At 35.6% G+C, this 26226-nt stretch carries 33 protein-coding genes; 19 read left to right on the forward strand and 14 right to left on the reverse strand.

Features of this window, described 5'->3' with window-relative positions:
* The first annotated feature begins 12 nt into the window (after positions 1–12).
* Together argH and AC6EI2_RS07705 are read left to right on the forward strand one after the other, a co-directional pair.
* Complete coding sequence (argH, locus tag AC6EI2_RS07700) at positions 13–1404, forward strand: argininosuccinate lyase (RefSeq protein ID WP_498461764.1); 1392 nt, start codon at positions 13–15, stop codon at positions 1402–1404.
* Between the two features lie 127 nt (positions 1405–1531).
* A complete protein-coding gene (locus tag AC6EI2_RS07705) occupies positions 1532–2290 on the forward strand; it encodes an RNA recognition motif domain-containing protein (RefSeq protein ID WP_498461765.1) in 759 nt (252 codons plus the stop codon).
* Positions 2291–2308: 18 nt separating this feature from the next.
* On the opposite strand, the gene dusA is transcribed toward AC6EI2_RS07705, so the two are convergent.
* Complete coding sequence (gene dusA / locus AC6EI2_RS07710; protein WP_498461766.1) at positions 2309–3316, reverse strand: tRNA dihydrouridine(20/20a) synthase DusA; 1008 nt, start codon at positions 3314–3316, stop codon at positions 2309–2311.
* Between the two features lie 88 nt (positions 3317–3404).
* Between dusA and msrB the strand changes: the two genes are divergently transcribed.
* The 5 genes from msrB (at position 3405) to rsgA (ending at position 7097) form a co-directional block, all read left to right on the forward strand.
* Positions 3405–3872: a peptide-methionine (R)-S-oxide reductase MsrB gene (gene msrB, locus AC6EI2_RS07715; RefSeq protein WP_498461767.1), complete on the forward strand. Its 468-nt coding sequence runs from the start codon at positions 3405–3407 to the stop codon at positions 3870–3872.
* A 91-nt stretch (positions 3873–3963) separates the two neighbouring features.
* Complete coding sequence (gene grpE, locus AC6EI2_RS07720; protein WP_498461768.1) at positions 3964–4743, forward strand: nucleotide exchange factor GrpE; 780 nt, start codon at positions 3964–3966, stop codon at positions 4741–4743.
* A gap of 44 nt (positions 4744–4787) precedes the next feature.
* Positions 4788–5918 carry a molecular chaperone DnaJ gene (dnaJ, locus tag AC6EI2_RS07725; protein ID WP_498461769.1) on the forward strand — a complete coding sequence of 377 codons (1131 nt, stop codon included), beginning with the start codon at positions 4788–4790 and terminating at the stop codon, positions 5916–5918.
* A 2-nt stretch (positions 5919–5920) separates the two neighbouring features.
* The gene (locus AC6EI2_RS07730; protein ID WP_498461770.1) at positions 5921–6166 is read left to right on the forward strand and encodes a sulfurtransferase TusA family protein; all 246 of its coding nucleotides are present in this window, start codon (positions 5921–5923) and stop codon (positions 6164–6166) included.
* A complete protein-coding gene (gene rsgA, locus AC6EI2_RS07735; RefSeq protein WP_498461771.1) occupies positions 6153–7097 on the forward strand; it encodes a ribosome small subunit-dependent GTPase A in 945 nt (314 codons plus the stop codon). The genes AC6EI2_RS07730 and rsgA overlap by 14 nt, the downstream gene beginning before the upstream one ends.
* On the opposite strand, the gene AC6EI2_RS07740 is transcribed toward rsgA, so the two are convergent.
* From AC6EI2_RS07740 to murC, 3 genes are read right to left on the reverse strand one after another with little or no spacing between them, the layout of a single operon-like run.
* Positions 7060–7407 carry a YbaB/EbfC family nucleoid-associated protein gene (locus tag AC6EI2_RS07740; RefSeq protein WP_498461772.1) on the reverse strand — a complete coding sequence of 116 codons (348 nt, stop codon included), beginning with the start codon at positions 7405–7407 and terminating at the stop codon, positions 7060–7062. The two genes, rsgA and AC6EI2_RS07740, sit on opposite strands and share 38 nt — an antisense overlap.
* 37 nt (positions 7408–7444) lie before the next feature.
* Positions 7445–8320 carry a UDP-N-acetylmuramate dehydrogenase gene (murB, locus tag AC6EI2_RS07745; RefSeq protein ID WP_498461773.1) on the reverse strand — a complete coding sequence of 292 codons (876 nt, stop codon included), beginning with the start codon at positions 8318–8320 and terminating at the stop codon, positions 7445–7447.
* A gap of 3 nt (positions 8321–8323) precedes the next feature.
* A complete protein-coding gene (gene murC, locus AC6EI2_RS07750) occupies positions 8324–9808 on the reverse strand; it encodes a UDP-N-acetylmuramate--L-alanine ligase (protein ID WP_498461774.1) in 1485 nt (494 codons plus the stop codon).
* A gap of 139 nt (positions 9809–9947) precedes the next feature.
* Here murC and gap point away from each other — a divergent pair, with 139 nt between their 5' ends.
* A complete protein-coding gene (gene gap, locus AC6EI2_RS07755; RefSeq protein ID WP_498461775.1) occupies positions 9948–10970 on the forward strand; it encodes a type I glyceraldehyde-3-phosphate dehydrogenase in 1023 nt (340 codons plus the stop codon).
* Positions 10971–10986: 16 nt separating this feature from the next.
* On the opposite strand, the gene thiL is transcribed toward gap, so the two are convergent.
* Complete coding sequence (gene thiL, locus AC6EI2_RS07760) at positions 10987–11970, reverse strand: thiamine-phosphate kinase (protein ID WP_498461776.1); 984 nt, start codon at positions 11968–11970, stop codon at positions 10987–10989.
* A gap of 11 nt (positions 11971–11981) precedes the next feature.
* Positions 11982–13058: a peptidylprolyl isomerase gene (locus AC6EI2_RS07765; RefSeq protein ID WP_498461777.1), complete on the reverse strand. Its 1077-nt coding sequence runs from the start codon at positions 13056–13058 to the stop codon at positions 11982–11984.
* 63 nt (positions 13059–13121) lie between these two features.
* Between AC6EI2_RS07765 and efp the strand changes: the two genes are divergently transcribed.
* A complete protein-coding gene (efp, locus tag AC6EI2_RS07770; RefSeq protein WP_498461778.1) occupies positions 13122–13685 on the forward strand; it encodes an elongation factor P in 564 nt (187 codons plus the stop codon).
* Entirely contained in the window at positions 13682–14179 is a 498-nt protein-coding gene (accB, locus tag AC6EI2_RS07775; protein WP_498461779.1) for an acetyl-CoA carboxylase biotin carboxyl carrier protein, read from the forward strand. The genes efp and accB overlap by 4 nt, the downstream gene beginning before the upstream one ends.
* 9 nt (positions 14180–14188) lie before the next feature.
* Here the strand turns inward: accB and pdxA are convergent, their stop codons facing one another.
* Both pdxA and AC6EI2_RS07785 read right to left on the reverse strand, forming a co-directional pair.
* Complete coding sequence (pdxA, locus tag AC6EI2_RS07780; protein WP_498461780.1) at positions 14189–15214, reverse strand: 4-hydroxythreonine-4-phosphate dehydrogenase PdxA; 1026 nt, start codon at positions 15212–15214, stop codon at positions 14189–14191.
* 173 nt (positions 15215–15387) lie between these two features.
* Entirely contained in the window at positions 15388–16287 is a 900-nt protein-coding gene (locus tag AC6EI2_RS07785; protein WP_498461781.1) for an SDR family oxidoreductase, read from the reverse strand.
* 31 nt (positions 16288–16318) lie between these two features.
* On the opposite strand from AC6EI2_RS07785, the gene AC6EI2_RS07790 reads away from it, so the two are divergent.
* Positions 16319–16543 (forward strand): hypothetical protein, encoded by a 225-nt coding sequence (locus AC6EI2_RS07790; protein WP_498461782.1) that lies wholly within the window; start codon positions 16319–16321, stop codon positions 16541–16543.
* A gap of 3 nt (positions 16544–16546) precedes the next feature.
* On the opposite strand, the gene AC6EI2_RS07795 is transcribed toward AC6EI2_RS07790, so the two are convergent.
* The 3 genes from AC6EI2_RS07795 to AC6EI2_RS07805 all read right to left on the reverse strand — a co-directional run bounded on the left by AC6EI2_RS07795 (position 16547) and on the right by AC6EI2_RS07805 (position 19133).
* Positions 16547–16957, reverse strand: a complete 411-nt coding sequence (locus AC6EI2_RS07795; protein ID WP_498461783.1) for an HNH endonuclease — start codon at positions 16955–16957, stop codon at positions 16547–16549.
* Positions 16958–17102: 145 nt separating this feature from the next.
* Positions 17103–17525: a DUF6554 family protein gene (locus AC6EI2_RS07800; protein ID WP_498461784.1), complete on the reverse strand. Its 423-nt coding sequence runs from the start codon at positions 17523–17525 to the stop codon at positions 17103–17105.
* Between the two features lie 453 nt (positions 17526–17978).
* Positions 17979–19133: a pyridoxal-phosphate-dependent aminotransferase family protein gene (locus AC6EI2_RS07805; protein WP_498461785.1), complete on the reverse strand. Its 1155-nt coding sequence runs from the start codon at positions 19131–19133 to the stop codon at positions 17979–17981.
* A 79-nt stretch (positions 19134–19212) separates the two neighbouring features.
* On the opposite strand from AC6EI2_RS07805, the gene cbiD reads away from it, so the two are divergent.
* A complete protein-coding gene (cbiD, locus tag AC6EI2_RS07810) occupies positions 19213–20358 on the forward strand; it encodes a cobalt-precorrin-5B (C(1))-methyltransferase CbiD (protein WP_498461786.1) in 1146 nt (381 codons plus the stop codon).
* Positions 20359–20434: 76 nt separating this feature from the next.
* A complete protein-coding gene (guaA, locus tag AC6EI2_RS07815) occupies positions 20435–22021 on the forward strand; it encodes a glutamine-hydrolyzing GMP synthase (RefSeq protein ID WP_498461787.1) in 1587 nt (528 codons plus the stop codon).
* Between the two features lie 330 nt (positions 22022–22351).
* Here the strand turns inward: guaA and AC6EI2_RS07820 are convergent, their stop codons facing one another.
* Entirely contained in the window at positions 22352–22450 is a 99-nt protein-coding gene (locus AC6EI2_RS07820) for a hypothetical protein (protein WP_498461788.1), read from the reverse strand.
* Positions 22451–22715: 265 nt separating this feature from the next.
* Between AC6EI2_RS07820 and AC6EI2_RS07825 the strand changes: the two genes are divergently transcribed.
* Positions 22716–22901, forward strand: a complete 186-nt coding sequence (locus AC6EI2_RS07825) for a hypothetical protein (RefSeq protein ID WP_269609670.1) — start codon at positions 22716–22718, stop codon at positions 22899–22901.
* On the opposite strand, the gene AC6EI2_RS07830 is transcribed toward AC6EI2_RS07825, so the two are convergent.
* Together AC6EI2_RS07830 and AC6EI2_RS07835 are read right to left on the reverse strand one after the other, a co-directional pair.
* A complete protein-coding gene (locus AC6EI2_RS07830) occupies positions 22902–23177 on the reverse strand; it encodes a DUF1651 domain-containing protein (protein WP_498461789.1) in 276 nt (91 codons plus the stop codon).
* Between the two features lie 534 nt (positions 23178–23711).
* Positions 23712–23963 (reverse strand): hypothetical protein, encoded by a 252-nt coding sequence (locus AC6EI2_RS07835; protein ID WP_498461790.1) that lies wholly within the window; start codon positions 23961–23963, stop codon positions 23712–23714.
* 393 nt (positions 23964–24356) lie between these two features.
* Here AC6EI2_RS07835 and AC6EI2_RS07840 point away from each other — a divergent pair, with 393 nt between their 5' ends.
* The 5 genes from AC6EI2_RS07840 (at position 24357) to AC6EI2_RS07860 (ending at position 26029) form a co-directional block, all read left to right on the forward strand.
* A complete protein-coding gene (locus AC6EI2_RS07840) occupies positions 24357–24527 on the forward strand; it encodes a hypothetical protein (RefSeq protein ID WP_498461791.1) in 171 nt (56 codons plus the stop codon).
* 683 nt (positions 24528–25210) lie between these two features.
* Positions 25211–25414, forward strand: coding sequence for a hypothetical protein (locus AC6EI2_RS07845; protein WP_498461792.1), 204 nt, complete (start codon positions 25211–25213; stop codon positions 25412–25414).
* Positions 25411–25620, forward strand: coding sequence for a hypothetical protein (locus AC6EI2_RS07850; RefSeq protein WP_498461793.1), 210 nt, complete (start codon positions 25411–25413; stop codon positions 25618–25620). The genes AC6EI2_RS07845 and AC6EI2_RS07850 overlap by 4 nt, the downstream gene beginning before the upstream one ends.
* On the forward strand, positions 25617–25883 hold the full coding sequence (locus AC6EI2_RS07855) for a hypothetical protein (RefSeq protein WP_498461794.1): 267 nt from the start codon (positions 25617–25619) through the stop codon (positions 25881–25883). Before AC6EI2_RS07850 ends, AC6EI2_RS07855 begins: the two co-directional genes overlap by 4 nt.
* Positions 25883–26029, forward strand: coding sequence for a hypothetical protein (locus AC6EI2_RS07860; RefSeq protein ID WP_413683363.1), 147 nt, complete (start codon positions 25883–25885; stop codon positions 26027–26029). The genes AC6EI2_RS07855 and AC6EI2_RS07860 overlap by 1 nt, the downstream gene beginning before the upstream one ends.
* The last annotated feature ends 197 nt before the right edge of the window (positions 26030–26226 follow it).

Genomic DNA, 26226 nt, shown 5'->3' on the forward strand with positions numbered 1-26226 from the left:
TGTATTAGTAATTTGGAAAATGCATTGAGCAAAACTTGGAGCGATAGATTTGATAAAGGACTAAATCCTTTTATAGAAAAATTTAATGCTTCAATTGAGTTTGATATTTATTTATTAGAGGAAGATTTGGATGGATCAATTGCTCATGCACGCATGCTTGGAATTCAAGGGATAATTACTAGGGAGGAGGCTACTAAATTAGAAAATGGTCTTCAACAAATTAGAAAGGAGGCATCTAGTGGTTTATTTAAACCTGTTATTTCTGATGAAGATGTACATTTTGCAGTAGAAAAAAAATTAATAGATTTGATAGGTCCACTAGGGAAAAAACTTCATACTGGTCGTAGTCGTAACGATCAAGTTGGAACAGATCTCAGATTATGGTTGAGAAAGCGTATTGATGAAATTGATATGGATTTGGAGCGTCTTCAGAAAGCTCTTTTTTTATTAGCAGAGCAAAATCTTCATACACTTATTCCTGGCTATACGCATTTACAAAGAGCACAACCTTTGTCACTAGCGCATCACTTATTGGCATATGTTGAGATGGCACAAAGAGATAGAAATAGATTAATAGATGTAAGAAAACGAGTTAATATTTCTCCATTGGGAGCAGCTGCTTTGGCAGGAACCTCTATTGGTATAGATAGGAAGATTACTTCTTCGGAATTACAATTTCAAGATATTTATTCTAATAGTTTAGATGCTGTCAGTGATAGAGATTTTGTTGTAGAGTTTTTAGGAGCCTCATCATTGATTATGGCTCATCTAAGTAGATTATCTGAAGAAGTTATTTTATGGGCGTCTGAAGAATTTGCATTTATTCAATTAACGGATCGATGTGCTACTGGTAGTAGTCTTATGCCCCAAAAAAAGAATCCTGACGTTCCAGAACTAGTTCGAGGTAAATCAGGGAGAGTCTTTGGGCATTTACAAGCGATGCTTACGATGATCAAAGGGTTACCATTAGCATATAATAAAGATTTTCAGGAGGATAAAGAAGCAATCTTTGATAGCGTTAAAACTGTTAAGAATTCGTTAGTTGCAATATCAATTTTATTCGAAGAAGGTTTAATTTTTAGAAAAGAAATACTTAATCGAGCTGTTTTATCGGATTTTTCCAATGCTACAGATGTTGCCGATTATTTAGTCGCTAAAGAGATACCATTTCGAGAGGCTTATCAATTAGTTGGGCGAATTGTAAAGACTTCCATAGAGCAAGGAATTTTATTAAAAGATATTCCTTTGGAAACATGGAAAACATTTCATAAATTTTTTGAAAAAGATATTTTTGAAAAACTCTTGCCTTCAAGTGTGGTTGAGTCACGCTTGAGTGATGGTGGGACTGGTTTTGAAAGAGTTCAAGAGCAGCTTGTTTTGTGGCGTGAAAAATTATTTAAGTAAAAAAATTGTTTTAAATCTATTTGAGGGCTTTCGGTATTAAAGTGGGCAATGATAACTCATTTTAGAGTTATTAATTTTGGCTATTCATAGCCTATTAGTTACATTTTATTTTCAGTCCAATTTTCAAGTGAGTATTTTTGTCGGCAACTTACCCTTCCGCGCTGAGCAGGAAGATGTCATTGAATTGTTTTCTCCTTTTGGGGAGGTGGCAAATTGTTCTTTACCTTTAGAACGAGATACAGGACGCAAAAGAGGTTTTGCTTTTGTTGAGATGGCTGATGAAGCAGTTGAAGCTTCAGCAATTGAATCTCTACAGGGTGCTGAGCTTATGGGCCGTCCTTTAAGAATCAACAAAGCTGAACCCAGAGGGAGTGCTCCCAGAAGAGGCGGCGGTGGCGGTTACGGCGGTGGCGGCCAAGGTGGCGGTTACGGCGGTGGCGGTTATGGCGGTGGCGGTTACGGCGGTGGCGGCCAAGGTGGCGGTTATGGCGGTGGCGGTTACGGCGGTGGCGGCCAAGGTGGCGGTTACGGCGGTGGCGGTTACGGCGGTGGCGGCCAAGGTGGCGGTTACGGCGGTGGCGGTTACGGCGGTGGCGGCCAAGGTGGCGGTTACGGCGGTGGCGGTTATGGCGGTGGCGGCCAAGGTGGCGGTTACGGCGGTGGCGGTTATGGCGGTGGCGGCCAAGGTGGCGGTTACGGCGGTGGCGGTCAAGATCAATCAGCTCAAGATAGACCTTCTGGAGCTAAAGGTTGGGAAGACCGTAGTCATGGAAATGCTTCTCAAGATTCTAATGGCTTTGATCAAGGTCGCAGTAGAAGAAGAAGAGGAGCTTCGCCTGAAGGAGGAGATGAGTCAACTGCAGATTATGGCGGCGCAGAATCTTAAAGATTTTGTTCCTTTTTTTTAATGCCCAGTATCTTCAAGTTGCTGGGCAATTTTTTTTAAAATAGAAACGTCAGCTTTATTATTTTGACATTTTTCGCTTAACTCTTGTCTCAATATTTTTGCATTTGGTATGTTTTCTATCAGGTTTAGGATGTGTCTAGCTATGTGCCAAAGACGTCCATCATTTTCTAAATGTTTTTGAGCAAAAGGAATAGTTTTTATTATTATTTTTGATCTAGAAAAATGTTCTTCTTGTTGTCCGAAAATCATCGAATCTATTTTTGTCCACATGAATGGACGTGAGTATGCTGCTCTCCCTATCATTGCTCCATCAAATACTTTTAGAGTTTTAATACAATCATCTATTGTATTTATTCCACCGTTAAGTTCGATAATTAATTCAGGCCTGTTTTTTTTTAATTTTTCAACTCTTTCATATTGAAGGGGTGGAATTGTTCTATTTTCTTTTGGATTCAGTCCGTTTAGCCAAGCTTTTCTTGCATGAACAATAAATCTTTCTGCACCTGCAGTTGAACAATTATCAACAAATTGCATAAGGTATTCATCATTATCTAGGCTATCAATACCAAGTCTATGTTTCACTGTTATTGGGATATTGCATGATTTTTTCATTTTTTCTATGCAATTTGCGACTATTTTTGGTCTTCCCATTAGACAAGCCCCAAAGTTGCCAGATTTAACCTTTGGACTTGGGCATCCAATATTTAAATTAATTTCGTCATATCCCCAATCTTCTGCCATTTGAGCTGCCTCAGCTAAAAGTTTCGGATTGTCTCCTCCTAGTTGTATGGCAATTGGATGCTCAATTTCATCAAAATCTAATAATTTTTCTCTATGTTTGCTGTAATGGAGTGCTTGCGCGACAATCATTTCTGTATAAAAAAGAGATTTTTTTGTGATTTGACGCATGAGAACACGAAAATGCCTATCTGTGCAATCCATCATTGGAGCAATACTTAATCTGTAATTGGCGAATTCACTTGTTTTGCAAGAGTTGGAAATCATTTTTATAAATGAATTTTTTCAACTTTTAGGCAATATATTTTATTAATATTGGTTGAATTGAAAAATTTCTTTGAATCGTAGATTTTTAATGATTGGATTCTTGAATACTCTCTTTGGTTTTATTATCAAACCAAAAAGTACTTTTGCTTCCTCTAAACCTATGGATAACTATAAAACTTTAACGGAAGCAGAATGGGAAACTCGTTTATCCAAAGAAGCTTTTTACGTTTTACGCAAGGAAGGAACCGAGAGACCATTTTCAAGTCTTTTAAATGATGAGAAAAGGAAAGGAGTTTTTCTTTGTGCAGGATGTGGACTCGCTTTATTTTCTTCAAAAACAAAGTTTGACAGTGGAACAGGTTGGCCAAGTTTTTTTGATCACTTGCCGGATGCAATAGAGACAAAAACAGACTTCAAATTAATTGTCCCTAGAACTGAATATCATTGCCGACAATGTGGTGGGCATCAAGGGCATGTTTTTAACGATGGTCCAAGGCCAACTGGTAAGCGATATTGCAATAATGGTGTCGCTCTTGCGTTTGAAGTTGATTCGTAAAAGATTTTTTTTTATTTAATAGGTGTGGGCTTCCGTAGCTTGTACAAAAAACCTTTTGCAATCAACATGGTTAGTTAGCCGTTCAAATTATATGAATTCTGACGTTTCCTCTTCCGAGCATGAATTATCTCAGGATGGTTTATCACAAGATGATTCCAACGAAAACTCTGCAAGTTCAAATACGAATCACGAATCAACCCAGCAAGTTGAGGTTTCTGATAATCCGCAAGTAAAGCCTGAATTAAATACTGATTCAGTAGAAGCAACACACGATCAATTTTCAAATAACTCTGATTCAAATATTAAAGTTCCAGATACTGAAGCAAGATTACAGCAATTAGAAAAAGAGCATGAAATGTTAAATAGCCAATATATGAGAATAGCTGCTGACTTTGATAATTTCCGAAAGCGTCAGATGCGTGATCAAGATGATCTAAAAATTCAACTTACATGCACTACGCTCAGTGAAATACTTCCTGTTGTTGATAATTTTGAAAGAGCAAGACAGCAATTAAACCCTGAGGGCGAAGAAGCGCAAGCATTGCATAGAAGTTATCAAGGACTTTATAAGCAATTAGTTGAAGTTCTTAAGCAACTAGGTGTTGCTCCTATGCGGGTCCTTGATCAGCCTTTTGACCCCTCTTTGCATGAGGCTGTTATGAGAGAGCCTAGTGATGAAAAGGCTGAGGATATTGTGATTGAAGAATTACAAAGGGGCTATCACTTGAATGGTCGTGTTTTAAGGCATGCTTTGGTCAAAGTTTCTATGGGACCAGGACCGAAAGCAGCTAATCAAGAGAATCCTGATAAGAGTGCTGATGATCAAGAACAAAGTCAATCCTCAGAGGACTTACCTAAAGATGAGAATTAACTTCATGATTATCGAAATGGAATTGAATTTGTTTAAATGAACTAATGGCTGATTTTTACGATCTATTGGGTGTTAGCAGAGATGCTGATGCTGACACTTTAAAAAGAGCTTATAGACAGCAAGCTCGGAAATATCACCCTGATGTGAACAAAGAACCAGGTGCGGAGGATAAGTTTAAAGAAATAGGTAAAGCCTATGAGGTTTTAAGTGATTCTCAAAAGCGAGCTCGTTACGACCAATTTGGAGAAGCTGGAATTGGTGGGGCCGCTGGTATGCCGGACATGGGAGATATGGGCGGCTTTGCAGATTTGTTTGAGACTTTTTTTAATGGCTTTGGTGGCACTGGTTCTCCAGGAGGTTCTCGCCCTCAAAGACGTGGACCTCAACAGGGGGATGATTTACGTTACGACCTAACGATTGATTTTGATAAAGCAATTTTTGGACAAGAAAAAGAGATTACGGTTCCTCATTTAGAAACTTGCGATGTTTGCAGAGGGAATGGGGCTAAGAAAGGCATTGGTCCTGTTACTTGTTCTACATGTAGTGGTGCAGGTCAAGTAAGAAGAGCTACTCGTACACCTTTTGGAAGTTTTACACAAGTCGCTGAATGTCCAACTTGTGGTGGAACTGGACAAGTGATTAAAGATCCTTGTAATAATTGTGGAGGGAAAGGCGTTAAACAAGTAAGGAAGAAATTAAAAATCAATATTCCTGCTGGGGTTGATAGCGGAACACGATTAAGAGTTTCAGGCGAGGGTAATGCTGGATTAAAGGGCGGTCCATCTGGAGATTTATATGTCTTCTTAAAGGTTAGAAATCATCCTTCTTTAAATAGAGATGGATTGACAATTTTATCTGAGGTTAATATTAGTTACCTTCAGGCAATTTTAGGTGATACTATTGAAATAGATACTGTAGATGGCCCAACTAAATTCCAAATTCCAGCAGGAACTCAACCTAACTCTATTTTGAATTTAGAAAACAAAGGAGTGCCAAAACTAGGCAATCCTGTTGCTAGAGGTAATCACCAAGTAACAGTAATGATAAAATTACCTACAAAATTATCAGATTCTGAAAGAAATTTATTAGAAGATTTAGCTGGACATTACTCTGCACGGGGACCTCAACATCATTATCATAAAAGCGGCTTATTTAGTAAGTTGTTTGGAAAATAACAGTGGAAAAAAATAATGTTATTGATCATTACTTAGATTTGTGTGGCCTTACTTGTCCAGTCAATTTTGTTAAATGCTGTTTGGTGTTAGAAAACTTATCTTCTAATCAAATTTTAAAAGTAGACCTTGATATAGGCGAATCTGAAACTAGCGTGATTCATGGTTTACAAGAGAAGGGTTATAAAGTAAAAATATTGAATAAAGATTCTAAAAAAGTAACTTTAATAATATCGAGTGAAGAAAAATAAATCTAAGAATCTAAAAGGTATTGTTGTTGCACTTAAGGCAAATTTTTTTATCGTAGAAATTGACTATAAAGATTTTAAAGATGAGTCTTTTGATCAATTTTATAAAAAAATTAGACTTTTATGCACAAGAAGACGCAAATTAGATTATCAAGGTCTATTTATAGATGTAGGTGACAAAGTTTTTGTGGAGTCTATAGACTATAAAAATAAAAGAGCAGTAATTTCTGAAGTTGAAGAGAGAAAAAGCTTTTTAAAACGTCCCGCCGTGGCAAACGTTACATTAGTTTCTATTTGTATCTCAGTTGATGAGCCTTTATTTGATATGGAGCAAGCAAGCCGTTTTTTATTAACAGCTGAATGTGCAAATATAAAGCCTTTGGTAGTTTTAACAAAAATAGATTTAATTACAAAAAATGATTTGATACTACATATAAATCAATTAAAATCTTGGGGTTATGATTGTATACCAGTATCTATTAATACTTCTCAGGGTATTGATTTATTAATAGAACGATTTAGAAGAACAAAATTAACTGTACTTGCTGGGCCATCTGGAGTAGGAAAGACAAGTTTAATTAATCAATTCATCCCAACTGTTTCGTTACCAGTATCATCTGTGTCTAAAAAATTAAAGAGAGGTACCCACACCACAAGACATGTCGAACTTTTTGCTATTGGAAATGGATCACTTCTAGCTGATACGCCAGGGTTTAATCGTCCAGAAATTATATGCGAGCCATCTGACTTTGCTTATTTGTTTCCTGAGTTTCGAACTAAGTTGAGTAAGTCAAAATGCAAGTTCCGTAACTGTTTGCATAGAGATGAGCCTGGTTGTGTAATCAATAAAGATCTTGAAAGATATCCTTTTTATCGTGAGAATCTTGAGGAAATGATTAATCCTCATCTCCCATACCAGGCAGGTTCAGCTTGAATCCCCCGGTTAAATCTTCCATTCGCTCTTTCATCGTTGAAGTTGAAACTTCGTGAGCGGATTTCATAGCATCTAGTATTGCTTCTTCGACTATTGCTCTTTCCTCAGAGAGAAGAGATTGATCAATTTCTACGCGTAAAGGTTTTTGGTTTCCTGACATCCATATTTTTGCCCGATTGTCATTATTCGTTCCTTCTATTTCCATAACTTCAAGTTCCTCTTGAAGTTTCTGAGCATTCTGCTGAATTTGTTGAGCTTTTTTGAAAGCTTCAGTGAGTTGTCCAAAATTTGGTAGTCCGAATCCAGCCATGAGAATTTCCTATTGTTGTTGATTTTAGGGTTTAAATTTAAAAGCCACACTGTTTGACTTCTGTTTCTAACAAGATTCCATAAGAATTAAAAACCCTGTTTTGAATGTATTTGATCAGCTCTCTGACGTCATACGAAGAAGCATTGTTTGCATTAATTATAAAATTTGAATGTATTTTGGATATTTCAGCTCCACCACAACGAAATCCTTTTAGACCAAGTTTTTCAATTAATTTGCCAGCTTTTAAAGGTTCTGGATTTCGAAAAACACTTCCGCATGTTTGGGATTTATAAGGTTGAGTTCGTAATCTATGATTTAGGTTTTCATTAGTAACTTTTCGAATTATTTCTGCTTGACCTGGCACCAGCTTGAGTTGGGCAGATAAGACAATCAAGTTCTCATTTTGAAGCAGACTGTGTCGATATCCAAAATTGAGATCCGTTCCTTTGATCATTCTGTATTCTCCTTTCAAAGACAATGTTGTAATACTTTCGAGATAGTCTGATATGCAATGTTCTTGTGCTCCTGCATTCATAACTACCGCCCCACCAATTGTGCCTGGTATCCCTACAGCCCACTCGAGTCCATGAAGTCCATTTGCAGCAGCTTTTCTGGCCAACGTAGGAAGCATTTCTCCGCCAAGGACATCGATAACTCCATTATTTTTATCAATATGTATGCCTTTGAAATTACGCATACATAAACTTAAACCTTTAATTCCTTTGTCGTTAATTAGAAGATTTGATCCAGCACCAAAAATATTGCAGGGAATTTTTTTCTTATTTATCCAATTAATTAGATATTTAATTTCTTCCATATTTTTCGGTTGAGCAATCCATTCTGCAGGACCTCCTATTCGCCAAGTAGTAAAATTTGACAATGAAATATTCTTTTCTAATTTAATAGAATTCATTTATCAAGCAGCTAAATTATTTTTTGTTGACTTATTATTGATAAATTTTAAAAATAGACTTGCACATATCTTATTAATATCTCCTGCACCCATAACTAAAATCAAATCTCTTTCTAGAGTATTTTCTTTTATTAGTTTTATCAGATCTTGATTATTATCTGGAGTATATATTTCTAGGTTTGGTTTTAATTTTCTTAACTCATTTCCAATAGTCTTATTATTTATTCCTTCGATTTGATCTTCTCCAGCAGAGTAGATAGGTGTTATTAAAACTAAATCGGATTTACTTAGACTTTTTGCAAATTTTTTTTGAAATTTTTTAGTTCTACTATACCTATGAGGTTGAAATATGGATACTATTCTTTCAGGTAGAATTTCGGAAAAATTACTTTTTGTGTTTTTCATAGTGCAAGCAATTGATATTGCAGCATCAATTTCACTAGGGTGATGAGCATAATCTTCTACAATTAGTCTGTTTTTCCATAAACCTCTATAGTCAAATCTTCTTGAAGGAAGTTGTAAATATTCAATTCCTTTTTTTATATCTTTAAAAAGAATTCCAGCTACTCTACACGCAGCAATTGCAGCTACTGCATTACTTAAATTGTGTATGCCGGGAATAGGTACATTGATTAGATCGATAAATTTTTCTTTTTCATAATATTCTGCAATAACTTCACAACCATTAGATTCTTTTGGAATTAGTGCAAAATCTATATTATTAGTTTCTTGAATTGAAAACCATTTAGAAGCTTTGATATTATTTTTGAGGTTTTGGCAGTCATAATTTGCAATTAAGTAATCAGAATTTTCTGCAAATTTTTTCATTGTTTTTATTACATCTTCTAGATCTTGATAATGATCAACATGCTCGAGCTCTACATTTGTGATAATTCCAATATTAGAATTAAAGTTCACTAATGATCCATCTGATTCATCTGCTTCTGCTACTAATATTTCACTATTACTAACGTTATAGTTTTTATTATATAGAGGAACAATACCACCAATTACAGCAGTAGGATCTTTTTTTAAAATTGAAAGAATAGTTGTTATGTAAGTACTTGTGGTTGTTTTACCGTGAGAACCGGAAATAACTATAGATTTCTTTTGATCGATTAAGAATTTTAGTATTTCTGAACGATGTTTTATTTGTAAATTACATTCTTTAGCCTTTTTTAATTCTAGATTTTCAGGACGGATTGCAGAGCTGATTACAACTAAAATATTATTATTTTTTTTCTCGAGAATTTTATCAATGTTTGATTCTTTTTGAGTGTTAAATATAATTACATGATTATTAGCTAATTCTTTCATAATATGGCTATTTTTTATGTCAGACCCTGATATGGAATATCCATTTTTAGCCAGAATCATTGCTAGGGCAGACATGCCAATGCCTCCAATTCCAATGAAATGGATATGAGGAGGTAAGACTCGTAACTTCTTCAATTTCACTTTGGTGTCGAGTGAAAGATAACTCTTCATCTTTCAAAAGGCACATTTTTTAAGGAATTCGAGTGATTTTGTACTTTTTTATTTGCTTAAGGCATCATATTTTTTTCAAAATGCTCATCGTTCTGTATGATCAGCGGCCAGTAGCTTATGCGGTTTAACCGTTTTTGAAATGACTTTGCGTGTTGCGATTAATGGATTCGGAAGAATTGGACGCAATTTTATGCGTTGTTGGCTCAGTAGGGGTGCGAATACAAATATTGAGGTAGTTGGAATCAACGTTACTTCTGATCCAAAAACCTGTGCTCATCTACTTAAATACGACTCTATTCTCGGTGCAATAAATGATGCTGAAATTTCACATACCGACGATACATTTGAAATCAATGGTAAAACTATTAAATGTTATTCGGATAGAAACCCATTAAATCTTCCTTGGAGAGAGTGGGGTATTGATCTAGTTATTGAATCAACAGGTGTATTTAATACAGATGTTGGAGCTAGTAAGCATTTAGAGGTAGGAGCTAAGAAAGTCATTCTTACTGCTCCTGGAAAAGGTGACGGTGTTGGAACATATGTGGTTGGTGTCAATGCTGATCAATATGCTCATGGAGATTTTGATATTCTCAGCAATGCAAGTTGCACTACAAATTGTCTAGCTCCAATAGTGAAAGTTTTAGATCAAAAGTTAGGAATAAATAAAGGGTTAATGACCACAATTCACAGCTACACCGGAGATCAAAGAATATTGGATAATGCCCATCGTGACTTGCGCAGAGCAAGAGCTGCCGCAATGAATTTGGTTCCTACGTCAACAGGTGCAGCTAAAGCTGTTGCTCTTGTTTATCCAGAAATGAAAGGAAAGCTTACAGGTATTGCTATGCGTGTACCAACTCCGAATGTTTCTGCAGTTGATTTGGTTTTTGAATCAAGTCGTAAAACCAGTGCTGAAGAAGTAAATGCATTGTTGAAAACTGCCTCAGAGGGTGAAATGAAAGGAATAATCAAATATGGAGATTTGCCTTTGGTTTCCTCTGATTATGCTGGAACTAATGAATCAACTATTGTTGATGAAGCATTAACAATGTGTATAGATGACAATATGGTCAAAGTTTTAGCTTGGTATGACAACGAGTGGGGTTACAGCCAAAGAGTTGTTGACTTGGCTGAAATTGTTGCTCAAAAATGGAAATAAAATTTTAGCTCTATTGCTAAAAATGTTGAAATAGGCTGCATTTCTCAATATTAATTGTTTCAAAGTTATCCCAGGAAATATTTGGTTTACCTTCTTTTATAAACCCAATAATATGGGCAGAATCCAATTCTTTAGAAAAAGCTTCTGCCCATTCTCTAGGAAGAGTAACTATTAATTCATAGTCTTCTCCTCCCTTTAGCATCCATTCATCCCATAGTGAATCTTTTGGCCAATCAGGATCTCGAAGAATAGAACTTTTTGACAAAATTGCTTGGCAATTACTGCTTTGGCAAATTCCTCTTATTGACTCTATGAGTCCGTCGCTGCTATCGGTTCCTGCTGCTCTCCAACTCAATGATTTAGGTTTGCACTCTTTCAATGCTTTGAGTGCCTTTATAGCCGGATAAGGGCGTTTGTGCGCGTTAATGGCTTTATTAGTAAGGTTTGAACTTATTGAGATTTCGCTTGGTAATTGCTCTGATGTTAAAAGTGCTAAACCTAATCTACTCAATCCATGGAATCCAGTGTTGACAATATAATCCCCTGGTAAAGCGTTTCCTCTATGCAATCTGGGAGGCTTCATTTCTCCAATTGCAGTAATTGAAATCATTTTTGTTTCTCCACAAGAGCAATCTCCACCAATTATTTCTCCTCCGAATTCTTGCATCGCTTCACTCATTCCTTCGTATAGGTGTTCTACCCATTGCCAACGTGTGCTTGTTGGCAAAACAAGTCCAACGCTAAAGGAAATTATGTTGTCTGAACCACTGCAAATTAGATCAGAAATATTTGTGGTAATACATTTCCAGCCAATTTCTTTGGCATTAGATATTTCTTCAGAAAAATGAATTTTATCTACAAGTAAATCAGTATTAATCAATAAATTTTTATTAATTGCATTTATTTCAGCGACATCATCATCTATCTGAGCAGATCGCATAAATCTTTTTAAACGATTAAGTAATTCTATTTCACCTAAATCTTTAATTGTTGTTGTCACTTTTTTAAATATTAAGCTTTGAGCTTTAGATTTTCTGAACCATTTAATACTTTAATCGAGATAATTTTGTCATCTACTCCAAGTTTACTCAAGATTTCAGAACCTTCTATTACGTAGCCAAAAGCTGCGTTTCTTCCATCAATAAGATTTCGCCCAGCTGGATTTAATTCAGCTTCATATAAGAAAAAGAAAAACTGAGATGAACCATCATTTAAATCTGTATCGGAGTGCGCCCATCCAAGTGTTCCTAAAGTTGCAAATGGAAGAACTGGGGTTTCAGTGTAAAGGCCAACTTCTTCAAAAGTTTCGCCATAAAGTGTATCTTCGAAACTAGGAGTTCTTATTTCTAATGGAACTTTTCTCAACTCATTATTATCAGGGTCTATATATCCAATTGCTTCTCCTTTAGGATCTCCAGTTTGAAGAATAAAAAATTCTTCAGCTCTATTAATTGGCAAACCATCGTAAAAACCTTTCAAGGAAAGATCTATAAATGCACCAGCGGTTAGAGGAGCATTATATCCATCAATAGTTGCTCTCATATTTCCTTTTGATGTTTTTATTTCTACATTTGCTCTACCTAAAAGTCTTGGTAGATTGTCATATTCACTAGGTATTGTATATGGAAATTCTTCAGTGATTAAAAGAGATTCTAAATCATCAATTGTTTTTAAACTTTCACTTCGGACGTTAAGAAATAAGACTTTATTCTTTTCGTTTGTAATTTTTCCTAAGTAATCAAGTTCTTCTTTCAATTTTGAGAGCAGATTAACTGCTTTTTCTCTATTTTCCTCTGGTATTGAGTCAAGAATTTGATTTTTTCTATTGCTTACCAAGAATTGACTTCTCGAGGTGGCTTTGCTGATCGCAGACCATCTACTTCCTCGAAGATCGTCGCTGGTATCTTCGAGTTTGTTTTGTAATTCACGTAATTCTTTTTGGTCAATCGGTAAAGAATTTCTTAATATTGCATATGGATCTTTGAGTCGATTACCATTTGGAAGGCTTGCAGTAGCAGGTTCAATCCATGGAGAGCTCAAAGAAAATAGGATTGTTACCAGGGCAAGAATGCAAATCTTTTTTGCCATGTTAATTCTATGTTTTGCATGACTTTGGCACAGACTTATGATCGATTGGTATCTTTTGTGTGAATGATTTCAAGTAACGACTTTCGCACTGGCACTACGATTGAGTTAGACGGTGCAGTTTGGCGTGTAATCGAATTCTTACATGTCAAGCCTGGCAAGGGTTCTGCGTTTGTTAGGACTAAATTAAAAGCTGTTGTGAGCGGTAGTGTTGTTGAAAAAACTTTTAGAGCTGGCGAAATGATTCCGCAAGCTCTTCTGGAAAAATCAAAGTTGCAACACACATACATGGATGGAGATGATTTTGTATTTATGGATATGACTTCTTATGAAGAAACACGCCTAACAGCTAAACAAATTGGTGAAAGTAGGAAATATCTAAAGGAGGGTATGGAGGTTAATGTATTGTCTTGGAATGAAAAACCTATTGAAGTTGAATTGCCCAACTCAGTTGTTTTAGAAATAAAAGAAACTGATCCAGGGGTAAAAGGTGACACTGCTTCGGGAGGTACAAAGCCTGCAATCTTGGAAACAGGAGCTCAAGTTATGGTCCCATTATTTATTTCAATTGGTGAGAAAATTCGAGTAGATACTCGAAATGACAGTTATCTAGGCCGAGAAACACAATGACAATGAATCTTGATCACGAAGAGCTACATCGCTTGTTGGCAACTTTAGCTGAGAGCGATATTCAAGAGTTTCGACTTGAGGGACAAGATTTTTACTTGGAAGTAAAACGTAATTTAGGAATTTCCTCGGATTCTATTATCTCTCACAAGAAACAGGTATTAGAAGAGATTGATTCACCACCACCTCAACGCAAAATTGAGGCCTCTGCAGTCCCAAGTACTCCTCCTCCTTCTGTCCCTGGCTCCCGCTCTGATTTGGTTGAAGTGACTGCTCCTATGGTTGGTACCTTTTATCGTGCACCAGGCCCAGAAGAACCCCCTTTTGTGGAAATTGGATCAAGAATTAGCGTTGGACAAGCTGTTTGTATTCTTGAGGCTATGAAATTAATGAATGAATTAGAGTCAGAGGTGAGTGGTGAAGTGATTGAAATTCTCGTTGAAAATGGAACTCCAGTTGAGTTTGGTCAAGTTTTAATGAGATTAAAACCTGTATAAAAGTTTTACTTATCTAGAAAGAAGCCAGGCGTTATTAATTGCAGCAACCATACTTGCCTCTCTTGCCTTGAACTTATCTGCAATATCAAGAGCAGTTCCATGATCTGGAGATGTTCTCACAAAAGGTAGTCCAAGAGTTGTATTCACAGCTTCATCAAAAGCAATCAGCTTGACTGGTATGAGGCCTTGATCATGATACAAAGCAAGAATTCCATCAGGTGCATTATTTTCATTTGAGTGGCGATTCCATGCATCTGCTGATGAAATCCAACAACTATCTGGAGGTATAGGTCCAATAACTTTGATGCCGGGATTGTCTATTTTCCACTCATTCAAGGTAGGAATAATTAAGTTTTGTTCTTCTATTCCAATTTTTCCTTCTTCTCCTGCGTGAGGATTTAAGCCTGCTACATGGATTAATGGTTTTTTTGTGAACTTACGACAAAAATCCAACAAGTCATCTAATTTATATCTAATTAACTCTTTGGTTAAATTATTATTTATTTTATTAAGAGAAATATGTGTTGTAGCTAATAAAGTATTAAACCTCCAACCATTGTTTGGTGAGATTGCTGTAAAAAGCATGGATGTCTTCTTATTAGTTAATGTACCTAATAATTCAGTTTGACCTGCAAATTCATGCCCTGCTTTATGCCATGCGATTTTTGAGATAGGTGCTGTAACCAGAGCTTTAGCTTTACTCTCCAGAAGGATATTTGTCGCTTTGACTACCCATTTAAAACTTGCTGAGCCAGTGTTCTCATCTACTATTCCTCGAATAATTTCTTTTTCTAAAGGAATATCAATAATATCAAGTTCCTTAGGGTCAGTAATATTATATATTCCCTGATTGATTAGCTCAATATATGTTTGATAAATATTTTTTTTACATCCTACAAGTAAAGGCTGTATATTTTTATTTAAGTATTTAGATCCAAGCGCTTTTAGCGTTATTTCAGTTCCTATGCCTGCGGGATCACCCAAGGAAATAATAATAGTATTTTCCTTTGTTTCTGGTGTTTGATTTATTTTCATGTTGCGATGTGATTTTGATTTTTTATCTTATGTAAATGATTTAATAATGTATGGCTTTTGATGAATCTAAGTATGTTTTTGATAACCGAAATAGTTTATTGACTCAGGTAATTCATCAAAATTAAGTGTTTTATGAAAAGAATAGAAACTAAAGATTATTATCACTTTAAAAACTATTCATTCATTTTTAATGTAGATAAACAATTTTTTAGACCAGATTTGAAATCTGGATAAATCAGAGAATATCCTAGCTTTTTACACAAAAGCTTGTTATCAACTTTTCGATTTTCTTGCCAAAAAGAAAGCGCCATTGGACTCATCTCTTTTTTTGCAATTTCAAAAGGAATTGCTAATGGAACAGATTTTTTGGCTATTTTTGCTGCGAAATTAATTACTTCAATATTATTGCTTGGTAAGTTATCAGCTACATTTATCACTAATGGATTTTTCCCTTGTGAATAGAGATTGATTAAAAACAATACAGATCCAGCAATATCATCGACATGAATTCTTGAAAAAACTTGACCGGGCTTATCTATCATTTTTGTTGTTCCCTTAAATAGACTGTCAAATGCAGACCTTCCAGGCCCATAAATACCTGGCAATCTAAGAATTTGAAGAGGAAGCTTGGTTTCTATCCATTGTTTTTCACATGCAAATCTACGAATACTTCTTTCCTGTTGAGGATTAGGAGAAGTATTTTCATCTACCCATCCTCCTTTAGTATCTCCATATACTCCAGTAGTGGATAAGTAACCAACCCATTTTAAATTTTTTGAGTTTAGTAATTGAGTTTTGAGTTTAAGTAGAACTGGATCTTCACCATTCAATAAAGGAGGTATGCAACTCAATACATGCGTTGCTCCCTCGAGAATTTCATTTGATAATTGTTTTTCTGTATTGAATATGAAATCAGCTCCTTCGCTTTCTTTGCTTCGTCTGCTGCACAAAACCTTTACCCCTAAACGTCTTGCTAAAACTGCAATTCTTTGTCCACTAAAGCCGCCTCCAAATATGATTAATTTTGATTTAGGCGGTAGAGGATCAAACCGCTTGACAATATCCTGATTCATTAGTACAAATGTATTATGTTGTTATTTGGCAATGATTGCTTCATCTTTTAAGCCTAGTCTGAATTCCATAAATGGTGCTAGCAAATTAAGGAACAATAAAAGATTATCCAGGCAGAATAAAAGTCAAAGCTTGATCAAGCCTTTGCTTGCATCAATTTGCTCTCTTCTTTGTATAGCTTTTGTTCCTGAGAGGTCTTCTAATTTAGTTTCTGTATGTGAGAAATATAATTCTTCAGTCGCATGTCAAGTTTGGTAGAACCTAGGCTACTTGCCAAGAGTAACCTTCATTTACAATAGGTTTTGATTGTTCAATGTTTTCATGTCGTTTAGGTTGAGCCCATTGTAGAAGTCTCAAAGCCAGACGAATATCACCTTCTGTCCATGCTCTTATAGCCATTGAACGCCTTGGGTCGTAAAAACGTTGTTTTCTATACCATTCAAAAGCATTATTGTCTGTTTTGCTCCCGTTGCAAGATAAGCAGGCTGGTACACAATTTTCAGTGATACTTAATCCACCTTTGCTTTGCGGTAAAACATGATCTATTGATTCTGAATTTTTTCCACAATATATACATCTGTTTCCAGTAAATTCATGTAATGATTTTCGCCATCTTCTATCACGTAGTTTTGGGCAGAGATCTTCTAAAAAAACCGCATCCCTGTTGTGCATACGTATTAATTAGTTATTTTAATTTTGCCTTGATAGAGCAATAAGTCAATGTATCAGAAATAACTAAATTTTATTTTATAAGATTTATTTTTTAATTGCGAATGATTTATTACTGGTTTTTGTCTTAATACAAAAAATAAACTAATCAGTAATTATATCGATCAATATATTTTCCTTTGGGATTTTTTTCTGTGGTGTTGATTGATGTTGTTGTTCCTTTTGCTGATTTTTTATCATTATTAATTCCTGTGGAGCTAGATTCTCCTGTATAAAGATCGCCTAAATAATTAATACAATCTTCATATTTCACACGATTTTGAACTACTTGTTCAATAATCAAAGAGGCAGCTTGTTTGGGTGATGTTTTGAATAAACCTTGTTTTTTGCTTTTAATAAATTCATAGGCTGCTTCCCAACTTGGTTCATGTGTGTTTCCCCCATTCCTCATAAAGCAATATATGTCTGCTCCGTTAGTTACTGCCCCATTAACTTTTAATCCTAAAGTAGTACTGCAGATTAAACAAATTATTGAAATTGGTAAGAAGTTTTGCTTTATCCCAATTGGCATGATTTTAAAAAGATTATCAATCTTAAATTATCTATTTTTCTCTCTTCTGTCGACCTTTTTTTCGTAATACCTTTTTCGTATTATTCATTAAATTTGTCGTTTTTTAAAATGAAACAAGATTTTATTTAAATTTCGTGAATTAAATATTGTGCTTCTGATATCAATTATCTTTTAAAGATGACTATGATAACTATCTATTGACATGATTATTTAAATAAATTTACTTTATAAAAATTCAGTATTGAATTCAGTAGAAGTCAAAAAACAAGTATTATAAGAGGAAACTAATTATCTATTCAAGAATTCATTATTCTATGTTGATCAAGATTACTTGCAATTATGCGTTGTTTTCATTTTAAAAGCACTTGGGCCAGAGAGAAGGTCCAGTAGAATTGGTCTTTACGCGCTTCAGCTTATTAAGACTAGATAGTTATTTTATAGATTATTTAAATATTATTCGTTATTTAGCACTGAAATTGTTTTAGCAATACCGTGACCAATTGGTACGTTTAATTTGCCTATTTTATCAAGAGTGCTTTCTAAAGCTGATATCACACTAATAATGTCTCTATCATTGACAAATCCTAAGTGACCAATCCTAAAGATTTTTCCTTTCAAATGGTCTTGTCCTCCAGCAAGGAGTATGTCGAAATCATTTTTTATTACTTGCCTTATAGTTTCTGCATCTGTATTCTCAGGCTTAACAGCTGTTATAGCTGGGCTTCCAAACCTTTCTTTAGTAAATAAGTTTAAACCCATGGCTTTTATTCCTTCTTGCGTTGCTTTTTGATGACGAGCGTGGCGGGTGAAGATATTATTTATGCCTTCTTTTTGCATCATTGTGAGTGATTCCTCCAAAGCAAAATATAAATTTATTGCAGGAGTAAATGGATTACTATTTTTATTTGCTGTTTTTAAATATTGTTTTAAATCTAAATAAAATTTAGGTAAATTTGATTGACTATTTGCCTCCCATGCTCTTTTGCTCATGGCAACAAAACTAAGACCCGGTGGAATCATATAACCTTTTTGAGAACCTGAAGCTATTACATCAATTCCCCATTCATCCATTGGAATATTACATGCACCAAGGCTTGTTACACAATCAGCAATAGTGATAGCTTTACCATGATTTTTTACCTCATTATTAATTGATTTAAGATCATTAATTACTCCTGTTGAAGTTTCTGAGTGAGTTAAAATTACAGCTTTAATTTTTTTATTAGTATCTTCTTCGAGAAGTCTTTTGAATTGATTTGGATCAAGAGGTTCTCCCCAATTAGCTTTTACAATTTTTACATCTAGATCATATGCTTTTGCAACCTTTACCCATCTTTCACCAAATTTCCCATTATCTCCACAGATGACTTGGTCACCTTTGCTTAAAGTATTAATTATTCCTGCCTCCATCGCAGCTGTACCACTTCCTGTAATTGTAAGAACGTCTGCTTTTGTTTGATGAAGCCATTTGAGTTGTTCAGTTGTTTTTTGAACAATTGTTTGAAAATCTCCACTTCTATGACCTATGGGGTGCTTACTCATAGAACTCAAAACACTCTCTGGTACCGGAGTTGGTCCAGGGATCATTAGATTGAGTTTGTCTTGCATTTACTTATTTAAATCTAGATTATTATTAGTTTAAAAAATTATTTATGGAATTTCTTTTATCGTCAGCTCTTCCAATAATTTGAATGAATTTACGCTTCCAGTTTGGGTAGTTGCGGCTGCAAAGTCTGCAATGAATGTTCTTATTGGCAATAAATTTGAACAGACTGAGAGAATTGATTTACCAAATCAAGAAGAACCAATTTTGGTGCCTATTTGTTCTTCAGCTTTACTTGATAATGGTAAGAAATCTTTAGCAATTAGTCATTGTCAATCAGGGCTGCCTTTGGACATCACAAGAGGAGTAGAAATTTGGGCTTTTATTCAATTCAGTAAAGCAAGTTTTAAATCTGGTAAGAGAGTTGAGGATGGCTTTCCTGATTGGCTTGATTTTCATGCCGGTTTTGGAGTAGGTAAATTTCAATCATCTGGCCTTCCATGCATATCCAAGTTTGCACGTGATTTACTGTGTATAAATCTTTACCCCCTTTTGCCCAAAGCTCATTCAATAAAAGTAGAAATCGTTTTACCTCAAGGTAAAGATCGTGCTTTGAAGACGAGTAATGAAGCATTTGGAGTGGTAGATGGGTTGTCCCTCATCGGTACACAGGCTGAGGCTCAAATCAGTGCATCTCCAGATCAGTTGAAGCAATGCAAAGATATTTTGCATTACAAATGTTCTAAACGATCATTTGATGGATTTCTAGCTTTTGTGATTGGTGAAAATGGAATGGATCTTGCAATAAAATTTGGACTTCCAGCCAATCAAATTATCAAAACGGGTAATTGGGTAGGACCTCTTCTTGTTGCTGCTGCAGAAAATGGTGTAAAGAAACTTTTATTATTTGGATATCATGGAAAATTAGTAAAACTTTCTGGTGGTGTTTTTCATACCCATCATAATCTTGCTGATGCAAGAATTGAAATTCTCACGTCACTAGCAGTTAGAGAAGCTATTTCTTTCGATTTGATTAGGTCTCTAAGTCAATCAACGTCAGTGGAAAATGCGTTATTAATCCTTGAAGAAAACAGCCCAGAAGCGGTATCTTTGGTTTGGGGTAGGATGGCTAAAGAGATTGAAATTAAAAGTCGGGGCTATATAAATAGATATGTGTCTTCATCGATGAGAGTAGGATGTGTTCTATTCGATCGTAAAAGACAAATTCGCTGGGCCGGTTTTGACGGTTTAAAACAAATAAATTCTTTAGGGTTAATGCTGAATAAATAGGCATGAATAACCATATTCCTTTAATTTTTATTAGTCTATTTGATAAGAATGTTTTATAAGGATTTATTAGGTTGATATGGCTTCAAAGATTTCAGATGAGAAACGTAATCCAGCAATCGTAATTCTTGATTTTGGTTCTCAATATTCAGAATTAATTGCTCGAAGAATTAGAGAGACAGAGGTTTACTCTTTAGTTATGAGTTACACAACATCTGCTGACCAATTACGTTCTCTTCAGCCAAAAGGCATTGTTTTAAGCGGTGGACCTGGGTCAGTTTATGAAGAAGATGCGCCATATTGTGACCAAGAAATTTTCAATTTAGGTATCCCTGTACTTGGGGTTTGTTATGGAATGCAATTAATGGTTCATCAGTTAGGAGGATCGGTAAAACCTGCTACTGGTAAAGCTGAATACGGAAAGGCACCTTTAGAAGTTGATGATTCAACAGCTTTATTAACTAATGTCATAAGTGGATCCACAATGTGGATGAGTCATGGGGATTCAGTTCAGCAATTACCCCCGGGGTTTGTCAGATTAGCTCATACTTCTAATACTTTAGAAGCAGCAATTGCTTGTCACGAAAAGAGCTTTTATGGAGTGCAATTCCATCCTGAAGTTGTCCATTCTACTCAGGGAATGGTTTTATTAAGGAACTTTGTGTACCATATTTGTTCATGTGAGCCAGATTGGACGACAAATTTATTTATAGATGAAGCTGTATCTCAAGTTCAACAAAAGGTAGGTGATAAAAAAGTTTTATTGGCTCTATCGGGTGGTGTTGATTCATCAACTCTTGCATTTTTATTAAATAAAGCAATAGGACATCAATTGACGTGCATGTTTATTGATCAAGGTTTTATGAGAAAAGGTGAGCCAGAATTTTTAACGTCTTTATTTGATGAGAAGTTCAATATTAATGTTGAATACATAAATGCCAGAGAAAGATTTATCTCAAAATTAAAAGGAGTAACTGATCCTGAGCAAAAGCGTAAAATTATAGGTACAGAATTTATTAGGGTTTTTGAGGAGGAGAGTCTTCGTTTGGGCCCTTTTGATTACTTGGCTCAAGGCACTCTTTATCCGGATGTAATAGAAAGTTCTGGAACAAATATTGATCCTAAAACTGGGGAACGAATAGCTGTTAAAATAAAAAGTCATCATAACGTAGGAGGCTTGCCAAAAGATTTACAATTTAAATTGGTAGAGCCTTTGAGACGTTTATTCAAAGATGAAGTCAGGAAAGTTGGTGAATCATTGGGATTGCCAAATGAAATTGTTAGGAGACATCCATTCCCTGGCCCAGGGTTGGCTATAAGAATTTTAGGAGAGGTTACACATGAAAAATTAAATTGTCTAAGGGATGCAGATTTAATTGTGAGAGAGGAGATTAATAAAGCTGGTTTATACAATGAGATATGGCAAGCTTTTGCTGTTTTATTGCCTGTTTATTCAGTTGGAGTAATGGGAGATCAAAGAACTTATGCATGGCCAATTGTTGTGCGTTGTGTTTCCAGTGAAGATGGAATGACGGCTGATTGGTCTCGTATACCATATGATGTTTTAGAGAAAATTTCTAACCGTATAGTTAACGAAGTTGAAGGAGTTAATAGAGTTGTTTTGGATATAACCAGCAAGCCTCCAGGAACTATTGAGTGGGAATAGTATTGACTACTAAACTGTAGTTATAGACTCAAAACGCATGTTCCCCGTGAGTTCCCCGTGGGAATGAAGTGACAGAGTGACAAGGGGTTTGAAGTCGTATGTTCCCCGTATGTTCCCCGTGTCACCTTGTCAGCTTCTCTGTAAAGACATTGTAGATAGTTCATTTTCTTTACACTTGTTGTTTTAATGTCTAGGATTTAGTTGCTAAGAATTTATTAACGACTTCTCTACAAATTTATCTGACCTGAGGATTTAAAAATGCACAAAAAAACCTGTCCTAAAGCTCATCTTTTTGAAGATCAGTCGCAAGTGGTTCCTCACTCTAATTTTTTAATCATCAAAATAAGAGCATGTGTAATTTACTAATTCTAAAACCTCTAAACAAAATGAAGAATTGTTGGGGACATTAAGATCCATACCCTCTGTCATTAATGTCCAATCTTTATCACCTGCAATTTTGACATTTAGTTTTCCTGAATGGATTTACATGAGTTCTCTTGACGCAGTTTTAAATTCATATCCATCCTCCAACATCACTCCTAATGTTTTTTTGAACCATCTTTTAAAAAGATGTCTCGACTAATAACTTTACCTTCAAAACAAATATTTGCTAATTTATCAACATCTACATTTTATAGTTATCCATTTAGAAATTCCTGAATTTAATTTTCTAATCACTAATCATAATCTATAGATGTTGAATTTCATTTATGCACTTGTTATCCCAGTACTGATCTTGGGATTGCTTTATCTATTCATCATTGAAAATAATGGTCTTCCAGATTGGATGGAACGTGTCTCAAGAAATAGTGGTTCCGTTTGGACTTATGGAATTATTGCCATCGCCCTAGTTGGAATTCTTAGATATCTGATTCGATGACTAAGCAGCAGAATCACTTATTTGATGTTCCATCAGTTCCCAATCTTGAGTTAAGAGTTCATGCCAAGTTTCAATAGCAGATTCGAGATCAATTCTTCTTGTATTTTTTAATTTGGTTGGAGTGCCATCCTCAAGGCAATACCAGAGTTGTGTATACACTCTAGGAAATGCCATTTCGGATTTGGGATCACGAATAAAGAACATACAAAATTCTCTAGTGGGTGACACTAACCATCCTGTTGGAGTTGGCAATGCTTTTCTAATTGCTTGATTCATAATTTTCTCTTTAATTCGAGGCATCAAAAAAGCACGATGCTCACTTCGCGCTTCCTTTGTCGGTTTGGCGATGGGGGCAATACTAATACAAACGTACTATATTTGTCTATTAGGTCAAGTCACCTATTTTTTCCATTAAATAAGGGAGCGAGATTTTGGTCGCTCCCTTTGAGTCAAGCACTCAACTGACTGAACTAAATTTCCATCCTTTATTTAACTTTGACCCACAGAAGGTGCTGTGACTCCTAATTCATTAATAACAAATCCAGATCAGGTGAACATGAGAAAAAACTCCTGTTTAACCAACAACCCAATAATCTTTGTGTTTTCTGAGAATGAGTTTGAGAAGATCGAGAATCATTGTTTTACCTCAATATTTCAACTGAAAGTAATAAGGAACAAGGTGTGGAAGTGTTCCAAGTGAGATTAAAAGGACAGAAAACCAAAGAAAGATCGATGAAAGAGTATTAGAACCATTAGTTCTGAAACTACGAGTTGCATGCATGATTAGACCTCCTGTGAGTTCAATGTTTTTTAGTAGTCCATTGAGCAGTTGCCAAACTGCAAACATTCATTCTCGTAATCGACCTCATCAAAATCAGTTTCATAATTCGAAACCAGATCGCACCAATCGTTCCCTTGCATAGGAACTCCACAAGATTTTGAGAATGTTTCCTTTACGTCTTCGATTGCATGTTTAAAAGGATTACCGCATGACATGGTTTGACCTCCTAATAGTGCTTGATTTATATCTACTCCTCTTAATTCAAAAAATCTATAGGACAAAAACCCTAAAGTATTAACTCTGATTACCGCACAAAGAAAGACCCCTGAAACTAATCAGGGGTTTGGGTTGTTCCGACCGTTGCAGAGACCGCACGAAAGGTGACTCTGTTCACATCAGGAGGTGTGAGATTCCTCCTTAGAGTCAATGCACATTTCCCCTTTTTAATATCTTCAAGAGTGCGATGACTCTTGATTTATGTCTACTCCCCTTATTAGAAAATATCTATACAGAGAACCCAAATGTAGAAATACTTTGGTGTTCTTACCCATAGCAATTTCTATTAAGTAGTAATAAAACATTCTCAGGAGTCAACGTACTTCCTTAGGTCTGGAGTGATGGACTCAAAGGGGGCGACCAAAATCTCGCCCTCTTACTACTTTTGAGGTATGTCTATGACCAGAAAAAGGGACAAGATCTGGACAGCAATTATTGCAACTAAGCAATGGTTCACTAAACTTTTTACAAGTGAGGCAGATGCTTTAGTTGATAACTTCGGAAAAAATCCACCACCAGAGATAGGACCTCAATCTTATTTGGGAGATATTCACGATAAAGGAGACTGATTTCATTCATTTAAATTGCATTAAGAAAGGGACCCTGCTGCTTCAGCGACCTTGAGTCCCTCTCTTCATTTACAGAACGATTTTGGTAAGGAGTTGTTCTGCTTTTCCTTTTCTAATCAATTTCACAAAAGTTCTGCATCCGAAAAAATTCCTAATTAGATATTGTCCTCACTGTTTCCGAATGGGTTGTATCTGATATCAAAAATCAAAACTACTGCTGTGCTTAAAAGCAGTAATCCAAAAACAACTTGGGGAGGTGGACATATCATCAGACCACTCTAGAAAAGGCACAAAAAAACCGCCCAGTTCTGTTAGGGCGGTTTCTTTGTGAGATCAGGCGCAAGTGTTTCCTTGTTTCCACTGCGGAGGATCTCAACTCCTCACAAAATCAACTTATTAGACGCAACTGGGGGTCTCAAGTGTTAGCAGATGAGTTTCTCAACTGTCACATGTGCCAATTCTATAAAATCAACCATTAAAAAAGCACCCTACTTACGCGAAGTCGAGTGCCTTTTTACAACAGAACTATTGTGTGAGGAGTTGTTCTATTATTTCATTTCTACTGTTGTCTGCACCTTTTGTCACTAGGGAAACACAAACTGATGAGACCCTGCAAAAAAGGAACAAGAACACATTAATAGATCTACAGTTCAAAAGATTGTTGAAAGAGAAGGAGTGGCAGCATGACTAAAAAAAATAATTATGCAGGTGGATTATCTAATTACATTGTTTTGAAGGAAGAGAAGGAAGTTATTTTTTATTTGCATAACCCTTATCTAGATTGCTTGGAAATTCCAGCAATCATGAAGGCACGCTTCCCTGAGGATTACAAGAGCATAGTTGTCAGTTCATTGGATGAGTTTAAAAAATATGGAGGGAAAGCATGAGCACCAAATGGGATGACACCTCATGGCAAGAAGAGTTCTTAGAAATGAAGACACATAAACCTGAAGTATTGAGACTGCTAATGGAAGGTCCAATAGGATTCCGAGACGCATGGCAACTGGGTGCACTTCATGAGGAATACAAAAGATTGAAGAAGATATATGAGCAACTAAAACTGCAAAAAGAACAAAAGGAAGAACAGCAATGAGAGAACAAATAGATTGGAAGCAAGAACTACTTTATTCAGCAAACTTCAATAGCAAACAAGAAAAGATATTGAGGTATGGTCAAAAGTCTTTAACTGATAGTTTGTTATTAGGTGCGTTGTATACCCGTTGGAAAAAGATGGAAGGATATCGAGAACCTCCAACTTCTAATTGTCAGAGTTCATTTCTTGAATGGGAAAAGCGACTTGCAAATAAAGAGTTTTATGTCCTTATTGAGGACGATGCTCTCTATCTAGATTGGTAATGAGATTTCAAGTCACGATGATCGACAAGGAGGAGAAGACTTTCGAAGAAACAATTGTTGCAGGAAATATGGACGAAGCAAAAAAGATTGCAAAAGAAAGTAACCCAGAAGCAAAAATAGTTTCTGCTAACTGGGTTTATAAGTGATTTATTTTTACGTTTTATGAGTCCCCATTTTCCCTTGGATAAACGTTCCACGTGAGTTCCATGTGGTATAATGTGTTTAAGAAACCCTGTCTATGACTGCGTTTTGGTACACCATATATAGTGGGAACTATTGAGTGGGAATAGGCTTTAGGTAGAGAGGTCAGTTATATCTTGAAAAACTACGTTACATGTGTCAC

This window comes from Prochlorococcus sp. MIT2302, from assembly GCF_059772385.1.